10 protein-coding genes and 1 tRNA gene are annotated in these 10,223 nt (G+C 57.8%); 9 read left to right on the top strand and 2 right to left on the bottom strand.

What is annotated here, in order from left to right; genetic code table 11:
• The 6 genes from QJ48_RS24700 to QJ48_RS24675 all read left to right on the top strand — a co-directional run.
• On the top strand, positions 1-894 hold an 894-nt coding region (locus tag QJ48_RS24700), incomplete at its 5' end, for an ATP-binding cassette domain-containing protein (RefSeq protein WP_157261745.1).
• 101 nt (positions 895-995) lie between these two features.
• Positions 996-2,525 carry a helix-turn-helix domain-containing protein gene (locus QJ48_RS24695; protein ID WP_054976084.1) on the top strand — a complete coding sequence of 510 codons (1,530 nt, stop codon included), beginning with the start codon at positions 996-998 and terminating at the stop codon, positions 2,523-2,525.
• A 109-nt stretch (positions 2,526-2,634) separates the two neighbouring features.
• A complete protein-coding gene (locus QJ48_RS24690) occupies positions 2,635-3,231 on the top strand; it encodes a nitroreductase (protein WP_054976083.1) in 597 nt (198 codons plus the stop codon).
• On the top strand, positions 3,203-4,240 hold the full coding sequence (locus tag QJ48_RS24685; protein ID WP_054976082.1) for an iron ABC transporter permease: 1,038 nt from the start codon (positions 3,203-3,205) through the stop codon (positions 4,238-4,240). Before QJ48_RS24690 ends, QJ48_RS24685 begins: the two co-directional genes overlap by 29 nt.
• A gap of 17 nt (positions 4,241-4,257) precedes the next feature.
• Complete coding sequence (locus QJ48_RS24680) at positions 4,258-5,265, top strand: iron ABC transporter permease (protein ID WP_237763044.1); 1,008 nt, start codon at positions 4,258-4,260, stop codon at positions 5,263-5,265.
• Positions 5,266-5,304: 39 nt separating this feature from the next.
• A complete protein-coding gene (locus tag QJ48_RS24675) occupies positions 5,305-6,276 on the top strand; it encodes an ABC transporter substrate-binding protein (protein WP_054976080.1) in 972 nt (323 codons plus the stop codon).
• Positions 6,277-6,423: 147 nt separating this feature from the next.
• Here the strand turns inward: QJ48_RS24675 and gluQRS are convergent, their stop codons facing one another.
• Both gluQRS and QJ48_RS24665 read right to left on the bottom strand, forming a co-directional pair.
• Positions 6,424-7,377 carry a tRNA glutamyl-Q(34) synthetase GluQRS gene (gene gluQRS / locus QJ48_RS24670; RefSeq protein WP_054976079.1) on the bottom strand — a complete coding sequence of 318 codons (954 nt, stop codon included), beginning with the start codon at positions 7,375-7,377 and terminating at the stop codon, positions 6,424-6,426.
• Between the two features lie 208 nt (positions 7,378-7,585).
• A tRNA-Asp gene (locus tag QJ48_RS24665) sits at positions 7,586-7,662 on the bottom strand.
• A gap of 442 nt (positions 7,663-8,104) precedes the next feature.
• On the opposite strand from QJ48_RS24665, the gene QJ48_RS24660 reads away from it, so the two are divergent.
• From QJ48_RS24660 to QJ48_RS24650, 3 genes are all read left to right on the top strand, one after another.
• Positions 8,105-8,539, top strand: a complete 435-nt coding sequence (locus QJ48_RS24660; protein WP_054976078.1) for a DUF1641 domain-containing protein — start codon at positions 8,105-8,107, stop codon at positions 8,537-8,539.
• 38 nt (positions 8,540-8,577) lie between these two features.
• Entirely contained in the window at positions 8,578-9,756 is a 1,179-nt protein-coding gene (locus QJ48_RS24655; RefSeq protein ID WP_054976077.1) for an NAD(P)/FAD-dependent oxidoreductase, read from the top strand.
• A 124-nt stretch (positions 9,757-9,880) separates the two neighbouring features.
• Positions 9,881-10,223 (top strand): TetR/AcrR family transcriptional regulator (locus QJ48_RS24650; RefSeq protein WP_157261744.1); only part of this gene is annotated, 343 nt, incomplete at its 3' end.

Here is a 10,223-nt window from a genome sequence, read left to right as displayed (position 1 = left end):
GACGCGGTCGACGGAGCGCTGGCTTATGGAGACAAGGTTATGCTTATAGGGAAGAACGGGTCGGGGAAATCAACCTTGTTCAAGCTCATCCTCGGCGAGGAAGCCGTCGACGAGGGGCGCTTCGAATGGGGCGCGCGCGTGGACATCGGCTATTTGGCCCAGCAGGAGTACCCGGATGCGCCGAAGAAAACGGTGCTGGATTATTTTCGCAGCGAAGCCGGTCTGGAGGAAGGGGAGGCCCGGGGGATTCTGGCCAAATATTTGTTTTACGGCCCGGACGTGTTCAAATCGGTCAACCTGCTGTCGGGTGGGGAGTGGACGCGGCTGAGGCTGGCGCTGCTGGTGCTTCGCAAGCCGAATCTGCTGCTGCTCGACGAGCCGACGAACCACTTGGACATCGCCTCGCGCGAAGCGCTGGAGGAAGCGCTGGAGACGTTCCCGGGCACCGTGCTTGCCATCTCGCACGACCGGTATTTCATCAACCGGCTGGCCGGGCGCATCTGGGAGCTGGACAATGGCAGGATCACCGTCTATCTGGGCAGCTTCGACGAGTATCAGGAGAAGCGGAAGCAGCGCGGAAGCTCGGGCGAAAATGCTATGGCTCAGCCCGCCTCTCCCGCGGCCGTGAAGGCAAAGCCTGTGGGTACGACCGCGTCGCAGGGCAGGACGAACGGGCGCGGGAAAGCCGCGGACCGCAGTAGGGAGCGCGACACGCTGGAGCGGTCCATTATCCAGGCGGAGGAGCGGCTCGCCGCGCTGGATGCCGCCATGCAGGAGCAGGAGGCGGGTACGGATGCCCGTTCGCTTAGCGAGCGATGGGCGGAGCGGGAAGCCGTGCAGGAAGAGCTCGACCGCCTCTATGAGCAATGGCTGGCGGCGGGAGAAGAGGAGTAAGCAGGATTCCATGTTGCCGCGGGCCTGCGTTTGCCCATACAATGGGGATGTTAAGGCTCTGACAACCATAACAAGAATAGGATCAAGGGGGAAACTGCTCGGTGGACCGCGGCGCATGGAATTGTTATGCATTCGATTTCGTCGATATGCAAATGAAGCAAATCTCCGAGGTCTGGACCCTCCGGATGAATTCGGATCCTGGTACGAACCGGCTCGTCTTTGTCATAAGCGGCGAAGGGGAGCTGTATGCTTCCGATGCCGGCATTCGCTTGGAAGCCGGCAGCCTGTTCGTCTGCCAGCCGGGCCGGAATCCGTATACGGTTCGTGCGGTACGAGGCGGGCTGGCGATTTACTACATCGAATTTGCTTCCGCCAAGACGTATAGACAGGGGCAGCGGTGGGCGGTTGAGGAGTGTCCTTTGCCCGTTCAAGGGATCGTGCAAGGCATTCCCGTTCCGATCATCCGCCGGTGTATGGAGACCTTGTATGAATGCTGGAGCGTGGGCTCCGGGGCAGAGGCGCATCGGGTTCAGGCAGGCCTGACCGAGCTGTGGCAGTCGATCCTGACGGCGGGCACGGATGCGAAGGAGCCGGAAGCCTCGCAGGCTGTGATCCGCAGCATTCGGGACTACTTCGACGAGCATTATACCGACACGTTCCCGGTGGAGGAGCTGGCGTGTGCGTGGGGAATGAAGCCGACGTCTTTTTTCCAGAGCTTCAAGCGCAGCACCTCCCTAAGTCCGCTTCAATATATTACCGCCAAGCGGATCGAGAAAGCCCGCGAGCTGCTGGCAACCCGCGACATGAAAATAAAAGAAGTATCCAAGGCGGTCGGCTATGCCGATGCGTATTATTTCAGCCGAATTTTCAAAAGTGCGGTTGGGGTGTCCCCGGTCGAGTACATGCAGTCGCTTCGCCAAACGATCGTCGTGCTCAATCCTTTCTTGTGGGCGGGATTAACGGCGCTCGGGATTCCGGGCGACCGTATGGTCGTCCTGTCCAAAGAGGAGCACAGCGAAGACCCGGCGGCCGAGCTCGATCTTGCGCCGCTGCGCGCCCGGCAGCCCAATCTGATTCTCGGCTCCGAGAAGGCGGCCGTCTGGTACGACGGCTTGTCCGAGCTCGCCCCGACCCGGCTCATTCCGTACAAACGGCAATCGTGGCGGGAGCACTTGATGCAGCTGGCGGCGGCTATCGGAATGGAGGAGGTCGCGCTCTATTGGATTCGGTCTTATGAACGCAAAGCCGCAGCGGCCCGTCACCGGATCCATCAATCGCTGCGGAATGAGACGGTGCTCGCGGCCCGCATATGGCGGCATGGGCGGGTTAGAGTATTCGGCGAGCAGCGGCGCAAGGTCGGAGATTTCTTATACCGGGAGCTTCGGTTGAACGCCCCCGCGCGCATCCGCGGCTTCGCTTTCGAGGAGCTCGACAGCGTCGGGAAGCTGAATGATTATGAAGCGGATCATATCCTCCTCTTTACCGAGCCGGGCTTTGACGCCGGCTGCATCCGTGAGTTGAGAGGCAAAGTATATCTGGCGGGAGAGTATCCTTGGCTGCACTATTCGGCGCTCGGCCACGAGAAAGCGCTCGCCGAAGCTGTCGAATTGTTTGCCAAGCGGGAATTTTGAAGAAAAATACAGGCCCCTGCGAAGATTCGTCTATTTCAATCCGGGGAGTTTTCTGTACAATTTTATAGTGAGAATGAATATCACTATCATTGATAGGGGGACAACTTTCGTGGAGGCTGCACAATTTCAGACGGCTCGGACGATCGTAGAGAGAAGATCCATCAAGCAATTCAAGCCGGACCCCGTATCGGAAGAGCTCCTGTACGAGCTGCTCAACGTATCGGTATGGGCGCCCAATCATGGGCTTCGGGAGCCGTGGCGGTTTATTTTATTCGTAGACGAAGGCAAGCGGACGCTGGGGGAAGCGATTGCGGGCCATGCTGTGAAGAGCCGTTCGCCGGAGACCTATATGAATATCCCGGCGCACCTGCTGGTCGTGGTTCAAGAGGACCCGCGTCAGCGGGAGCGGGAAGAGGATTACGCGGCGGCGTGCGCCTTGATTCAGAACTTTCAGCTGGCCGCCTGGGAGCGCGGACTTGGCGTGATTTGGAAGACGGAGCCGTTTACTTTTGTCCCGGGATTTCTGAAAAGCGTCGGCGTCAAGCCGGGGGAAAAATTGGTCGGGCTCCTTCACATCGGTTATCCGGAAGTCGTTCCCGAGGCAAGACCAAGAACGCGGGCGGAAAAAAAGCTGACGGTCGTTCGCTCATCCACTGCAACGGAGGAACTGCATACCGATGGCTCTATCCCAGCCGGTACTCGATAAAGCGCCGATCCGCAGCCGTCCGTGGATGGCCACCGTCCTTCTGGCTGTCGGCATATGCGCGATCCTACTCGGGATCGGCACCTCGATTGTTACGGGGGTGGCCCATATTACGTACGGAACGGTGTGGGATTCGATCGTGGCTTACGATCCGGGCAACGATCACCACGTCATTATCCAATCGCTCCGCATGCCCCGCGCGCTTGCCGGGGTACTGGTCGGCGCGGCGTTCGCCGTAGCGGGGGCGATCATGCAGGGGATGACCCGCAATCCGATTGCCGACACCGGACTGCTGGGCATCAATGCAGGGGCGGGCTTTGTACTCGTCCTCGTCTTCGCGTTCTTTCCGTGGCTTCCCTTTGGAGCGATTATCGTATTCTCGTTCATCGGTGCGGGCTTAGGCGCGGGCTTGGTGTACAGCATCGCCTTCTTTGCCAGAGGGGGCTTAACGCCGCTGCGTCTCGTATTGGCCGGCGCCGTCGTCGGTTCGCTGCTGTCGGGCGTCAGTCAGGCGCTGTCGCTGCTGTTCCAAATCAATTACGACCTCGCCTTCTGGACGGCCGGCGGCATCTCGACGGCGGAGTGGTTTCAGGTATCCGTGATGCTGCCATGGATCGCAGGCGGACTGATCGCTGCGTTGGCCGTCTCCCGGTCCATTACGATTCTGAGCCTGGGCGAAGACGTGGCGGCGGGGCTCGGCCAACGGACGAAGCTGGTGAAAGGGATCGGCACCGTGGTGGTGATGGTTCTGGTCGGGGCATCCGTGTCTACGGTCGGAGGCGTCGGTTTTATCGGACTGATCGTTCCGCATATGGTCCGCTTTCTGGTCGGCGTCGATTACCGGTGGATTATCCCTTGTTCCGCCGTGTTGGGCGGAGTACTGGTCGTCTTTGCCGATATCGGAGCGAAAATGGTCGCTTTGCCCTATGAAACGCCTCTAGGCTCCATTATTGCCGTGCTGGGCGTTCCTTTCTTTCTATATCTGGCGCGCAAGGAACGGAGGGAGCTGTAGTGAGTACGGATACGTTCGTGCAGCATCGCGGCCGCCGCAGCCTCCGGCTGATCGTGTTGTTCGGCGCGCTGCTGCTTGTGCTGTTTGTCGTTAGTATGAATACGGGACGCTACAGTATGGCCCCGCTGGAGGTATTGCAGACGCTGCTCGGCGAAGGCAGCCGTAAGCAAAACATCGTCTTGTTCGATCTGCGCCTGCCGCGCATGATCATTGCCGTGCTGATCGGGGCCGGGCTTGCGGTGTCCGGCGCGGTGCTGCAGGGAATTTCGCGCAACGGCTTGTCCGATCCGGGCATTCTCGGCATCAATGCCGGCGCGGGCTTCGCAGTCCTGCTGTTCGTGTCGTTCTACCCGGCGACCAGCGTGGCGCCGCCGTTTCTGATGCCTTTTCTCGCTTTGGCGGGCGCAGGATTGTCCGCTCTTCTCATCTACATCCTGTCGTATAAAAAAGAGAGCGGCATATCCCCGACAAGGCTGCTGCTTACGGGAATCGCCGTGGGGGCCGGGATGAGCGCGGTCAGCGTCATTTTAACGCTGCAGCTCAATCCGCGAAACTTCGAATTTGTCGTCACTTGGCAGATGGGGTCGCTATGGGGCTCGAACTGGAAATTCGTCCTCGCGCTGCTTCCTTGGATCGTCATCCTGCTGCCGTACGTGTATTGGAAATCGAGAGTGATGAACGTGTTGAGCATGAACGAGCAGATTGCAGGCGGGTTAGGGCTCTCGGTCAACCGGGAGCGGCTCGTCTTAATGGCGGCGGCTGTCGGGCTGGCGGCCTCCAGCGTGGCCGTCGGCGGAGGCATCGGGTTCGTCGGGCTGCTGGGCCCGCATATGGCGCGGCGGCTGGTCGGGCCGCAGCATCAATACATGCTGCCGATTACGGCAGCGGTCGGCGCGCTGCTTGTGCTCGCCGGGGATACGATCGGCCGGAGCTTTATGGAGAACACGGAAATACCGGCAGGCGTGGTGATTTCGTTATTAGGCGGTCCTTATTTTATTTATTTGTTAATGCGGGCCAAGGCGTGATTTGAATAATGGATGTTTTTCACAAAAGGAGATAGGGGAATGCGTACACATCGATTTGCAGCCGGGTTACTGGCGCTTTGCTTGGCTTCGGCCGGGCTGAGCGCTTGCAGCGGGCAGCAGAATGCGGCGGCGGGAACGGAAGCCGCGGGTTCCGGTCAGAGCGCCGGTTTTCCGCGTACGATCAAGCACGTGAAAGGCGAACTGGAGCTGAAGGAAAAGCCGGAGCGAGTGGCCAGCGTCGATATCATGGGCACGGACTACCTGCTGGTGCTTGGGGTAGCTCCCATCGTATCGGAAGGCTTCGAAGGAACGAAAGCCAAGTCGCCGATTTTCGCCAAGTATGCGGAAGGAATGAAGGTGGTCGATCTCGGCAGCAAGACGAACCGGGAAACGCTGCTGGAAATGGACCCGCAGGTAATTGTCATGACCAGCACGGGCAAAGGCGCAAGCTTTGAAGAGTTCAATAAGCTGGCCCCTTCGATTGCCGTCGACTTTTCCTTGGATGCGGCGTCGAGGCTGATGAAATTCGCCGAAATCGTCGGCAAAGAAGAGAAAGCGAAGCAAGTGATTGCCGATTTTGAGAAGCTGAAAAGCGAAGCGAAAGCGGCGGTGGCCGGCCACAAGGGCGAAACGGCGCTGTTCCTCGTGGCGAACGGCAAAGATTTTACGGTGATGCATCCCAAGAACTTCCCGATTTACTACGAGGAGCTGGGCTTGACGCCTGTGGCGGGGCTGCCCGAGGACGGAAAGATCGGGGGGCGGATCGGCATTGAAGCGCTCAGCGAATTCAAGCCCGATCATATTTTTATCGCCGCCAACCGCAGGGAGATGAAGGCCGAAGATCCGCTCGGCTTGATCAGCATTTGGAAGGATCATCCGGTGTGGAACAATCTCAAGGCAGTCAAGGAGAACCGCGTATATCCGATCGATACGCTGGCCGGAGATACGTTCTTCCTCGGGCAGGTGGCTGGGCTTCAGGCGATTAAAGAACATCTCGGTACGAAGAAATAGAGAGAAGACGAAGGACCGTTCCGCTCCAATGCAGGAGACGCGAAGCGGTCCTTTTCCGTTCAGTATTTTTGCAAAAGCCCCCGTTTCAGGCTTGGTCTCAACCTGACGACAGCGGCTTGTTGATTCGCGTAAACAGCTTCTTATCGCTTAACCCAAGGCCAGGGCTTCTTCGCTTAAGTCAATTCGTTGGCCGGAGAGGCGTTCCAGCGTGAAAAGCGGGACCAGCTCGGCCGCTTTTGCCGGTTCGGGGCGGTCGAGCAGACCGGCTGCATAAGCCAAGTAGCCGATCAAGCGTTCCGGCGGAATGCCCGCCGCGCGAAGAGCGGCAAGCGAGAGGCTGCGGTTCCGCTTGGACAGCCTGCCGCCCTTCGGCGTACAGAGCAGCGGGACGTGGCAGAAGCTCGGCGGGGCCGCCTCCAACAGCTCGTACAGGACGAGCTGCCTCGGGGTCGAATCGAGAAGATCCGCTCCCCGCAGCACATCGGTGATCCCCATGGCGGCATCGTCGACAACGACCGCCAGCTGGTAGCTGAATTGGCCGTCCGCGCGTTTGACGACAAAATCGCCAAGAGCGCCGGATGGCACGTGCTGTACCCCCGCCGTGCCGTCCTCGAAGAAGAAGGATCGCTCCGGAACGGCCACCCGCAAGGATGGGGGCTTCAACTGGGCTTTACGCTTGCGTTCCTCCTCGGTCAGCGCCTTGCATAGCCCGGGATAAATCGCGCCTTCCGAGGCGAGGCCGTGCGGGGCGCTGGCGATGGCGGCCAGCTCGGCCCGGCTGCAATAGCAAGGATAGAGCCGTCCTCTGCGCTGCAAGCGTTCGACGGCCTGCTCGTACAGCTCCAGCCGCTGGCTTTGCAGATAAGGGCCGTAAGGGCCGTCGGTGGCCGGACCTTCGTCCCAGTCCAGTCCCATCCAGATTAAATCTTCTACGATGAGCTGAGCATATTCCGGGCGGGAACGAGGCCCGTCGATATCCTCGATACGCAGCACGAACGTACCGGAGGCATGCCGCATTTGCAGCCAGGCGAGCAGCGCCGTGAAGGCGTTGCCGATATGCATCGGTCCTGAAGGCGTCGGGGCGAACCGTCCGCGTCTCATCGAATCACCTCGCAGGTATACAAAAAAGAGCAGGATCTCCCCTGCCCGGTTGTTTATGTATGATAAATGTCATGTTGCAAACAATGATATTAGTGGCGGAGACGACGAGATGCTCTCCGTTTCACTCCGAGACTGTGAAGTAACGCTATCGAAGTGAACGCTCCGACGAACCAAGTGGGTTCTCATCCCTTGCAATGAAGTTAATCAATGGCGGAGCCGACGGGATTCGAACCCGCGGTCTCCTGCGTGACAGGCAGGCATGTTAGGCCTCTACACCACGGCTCCGCGTTAGGGACAAATATGATAATAACACGGTCGCCCGATTTTAGCAAGTAGCTCGGAGAGAAGAATAGGCCGGCTGAAGGAAGCCGCACCGGTCCCCGAAAGTAATCCGCAGCCGCTCGTTTCCCAGTTCTTTCGGTTCCTGACTACAAATGGACACATTCCTGAAATTGAACGTTGGTTAGTCACAAAATATTCACAAATGTCGAAATTTGTTTTTCCACGGCTCTCTCTTCGGAGGTATAATCTATAAGTATATAGGGTTCCGTTTCGACCTGTTCATGCTCCCGAAAATGTGAAAATTGTAACAAGCGTGAGGGAAGGCCTCCAAACGGGCTTCTCCTCGCTTCCTATATTTTCGAGAAAAACATGATGTTTGCATCGCCTGACCAGGTATCGACACAATTACGGACTTCTATTCCAAAGTAAAGGAGGACGTTCTCTAATGTCAGTAGCATCCACTCAACAAGCGGTAGTTGCAGCCGAGCCCACCCGGGAATCCTTGGATGTGCTTGATCAGTTGATGAAGCCCGAGGTGCAGGAATCTTTAACGGTGTTGGTCGAGAATTTGCCGAAGCTGGCGGAAATGGTGACCATCCTCACCAAAACGTACGATTTGGTGCAAAATGTGGCCACGGACCGCGTATTTATCGAAGACATCAAAGGCGGCGTCGAAGAATTCGTGAAGCCGATTCAGGACACAGCCAAAAATTTGGCGTCCGCGGCAATCGAAGCGAACGACCGTGCACAAGACGAATCCACAACGATCGGTCTGTTCGGTTTGCTCAAAATGCTGAAAGACCCGCAAGTACAAAAGATGTTCCGTTTTTCTCAGGCATTCTTGGATGTCTTGGCTGAGCGCCAACAGCAGCAGCGTTAATAATAAAGGAAAGCTGAATCAAGGAGCGGATGAACAGGATGGCTAAGCAAATTTTGATATTAGGCGGCGGCTACGGCGGATTGCTGAGCGCCCTGACGGCCCGGAAGTACATGACGGCGGAAGAAGCGACGATTACGGTCGTTAACCGTTTTCCGACGCATCAGATTATTACGGAGCTGCACCGGCTGGCTGCGGGCAACCTGGCGGAGAAAGCGGTAGCGCTGCCACTGGAAAAGCTTTTGCGCGGCAAAAATGTCAATCTTCACATCGATACGGTCGAGACCATCCGTCCGGACGAGAAGCAAGTTCTCATGGCCAGCGGCAAAACGTACGAATACGATGTGCTCGTTATTGCCCTCGGCAGCGAAACGGCGTTCTTTGGTATCCCGGGACTGCAGGAGCACAGCTTCGTTCTGAAATCCGTGAACGACGCCAACCGTCTTCGCGCGCACGTGGAAGCACGCATCGACGAATACAGCCGTACGAAAAACAAAGCCGACGCGACGTTCGTTGTCGGTGGCGGCGGATTGACCGGCATCGAGCTTGTCGGCGAATTTGCGGACATGCTGCCTAAGCTTTGCCGCAGCAAAGGCGTCGACTTTAACGATATTTCCCTTTATACCGTGGAAGCGGGTCCGTCCATTCTGGCCGGCTTCGCACAGGAGCTTGTCGAACGTGCGCAAACGAGCCTCGAGAAGCGCGGCGTGAAGTTCCTGACCGGCGTTGCGATTACGGAAATGCAGGAGAATACGGTATTCCTGAAGGACGGCAGCTCCATCGAGACGAACACGCTCGTATGGACCGGCGGCGTACAAGGCAACTCCGTCGTGGCCAACTGCGGTATCGAAGTCAACCGCGGCCGTGCAACGGTAACGGAAAGCTTGCAATCCACGTCCCACAAGGACATCTTCCTCGCTGGCGACAGCGCGGTCGTCATGGGTAACGAAGGACGTCCTTACCCGCCGACGGCGCAGTTGGCTTGGCAAATGGGCGAAACGATCGGACACAACATTTTCGCTTACTTCAACAACGCGCCGATGGATACGTTCACGCCGGTATTCTCCGGTACGCTGGCGAGCCTTGGCCGCAAAGACGCAATCGGTACGGTCGGCGGAAACCAAACGCGCCTCAAAGGCCTTCCGGCTTCGCTGATGAAGGAAGCAAGTAACATGCGTTATTTGACTCATATCAACGGTCTGTTTACTTTGGCTTATTAATTTTTTTCAAGAGGGTGCCCTGTCGGTGCCCTCTTTTGCTTATTACCGAGTGGAATTTCGCCGTCGATGTCGTTGTTCCATCGTTGCTCTTGCATTTTGGTTAGCGTTCACTTACAATATGGTCATGATGAAGAAAGCACATATCGATAGCAAAAAAAAGGATATTTTGCAGGCGGCCATGCGTCTGTTCGCGACCAAAGGGATCGACGGCATTTCCGTCAAAGAGATCGGGGATGCGGCGGGCGTTACGGATGCCGCCATCTATAAGCATTTTAAAAGCAAGCAGGCGATGGCGCTCGAAGCGTTCTCCCATTATTGCGGCAGCTATACGCGCTTGATCGATTATATGGCCGGGCAGCCTGGAACGTTCCGCAGCCGGCTCCATCGCTTGATCGACGAAGTGCTGCGCATGCATGACGAGGACCAGTACGGCATGCTGCTGCTTGCCCAGCAGCATGCCGTACTGG

The sequence above is a fragment of the Paenibacillus sp. A3 genome (genome assembly GCF_001399685.1).
Classification (GTDB): Bacteria; Bacillota; Bacilli; order Paenibacillales; family NBRC-103111; genus Paenibacillus_G.
Note: the sequence above shows the minus strand (reverse complement) of the source record. Positions and strands in the feature narration are given on the sequence as shown.

Coding starts and splice junctions, on each gene's coding strand:
- QJ48_RS24675 (WP_054976080.1), top strand. CDS start 5,305: ATGCGTACACATCGATTTGCAGCCGGGTTACTGGCGCTTTGCTTGGCT.
- QJ48_RS24685 (WP_054976082.1), top strand. CDS start 3,203: ATGGCTCTATCCCAGCCGGTACTCGATAAAGCGCCGATCCGCAGCCGT.
- gluQRS (WP_054976079.1), bottom strand. CDS start 7,377: ATGAGACGCGGACGGTTCGCCCCGACGCCTTCAGGACCGATGCATATC.
- QJ48_RS24655 (WP_054976077.1), top strand. CDS start 8,578: ATGGCTAAGCAAATTTTGATATTAGGCGGCGGCTACGGCGGATTGCTG.
- QJ48_RS24660 (WP_054976078.1), top strand. CDS start 8,105: ATGTCAGTAGCATCCACTCAACAAGCGGTAGTTGCAGCCGAGCCCACC.